The sequence below is a fragment of the Pseudoxanthomonas kalamensis DSM 18571 genome (genome assembly GCF_010211745.1).
Lineage (GTDB): Bacteria > Pseudomonadota > Gammaproteobacteria > Xanthomonadales > Xanthomonadaceae > Pseudoxanthomonas_A > Pseudoxanthomonas_A kalamensis.
Genome location: NZ_PDWQ01000149.1, coordinates 1 through 509, shown reverse-complemented (window position 1 = coordinate 509; position 509 = coordinate 1). Strand labels below are relative to the sequence as shown.

The following is a 509-nucleotide window of genomic DNA, read 5'->3' as shown; positions in this document are numbered from 1 at the left end:
GCTCCGATCATGCGGCCACCTATGCCAAGTACCTGTTCGAAACCCAGCTCGGCATCGTCACCGCATCTGCGTCGCCATCGGTGGGCTCGGTCTATGCAGCGCCGCTGCAACTGCGTGGCGCGCTGTACATTGTGATTTCGCAATCGGGCAAGAGCCCGGATCTGCTGCGTAATGCCGAAGCCGCCAAGGCTGCCGGCGCGCGCGTGGTCGCCCTGGTCAACGTGGAAGATTCGCCGCTGGCGCAACTGGCCGAGGTGGTGATTCCGCTGGGCGCAGGCCCGGAAAGAAGCGTGGCCGCCACCAAGAGTTATCTCGCTTCGCTGGCCGCGGTCCTGCATCTGGGCGCGGTGGGGAAGAACGACCCCTCCCTGCTTGCCGCGCTCGACGCATTGCCGCAGCAGTTGCTCAGCGCGTGGCAGGCCGATTGGTCCGCGCTCGCCGCCGGCCTGGCGCCTGCGCACAACCTGTTCGTGCTCGGCCGCGGCCTGGGCCTGGGTGCAGCGCAGGAA

At 67.6% G+C, this 509-nt stretch carries 1 protein-coding gene; it reads left to right on the top strand.

The genetic code is table 11. The features are described from left to right. The coding region (locus CSC70_RS14455; protein WP_162457240.1) for an SIS domain-containing protein at window positions 1–509 on the top strand (509 nt) is incomplete at both ends.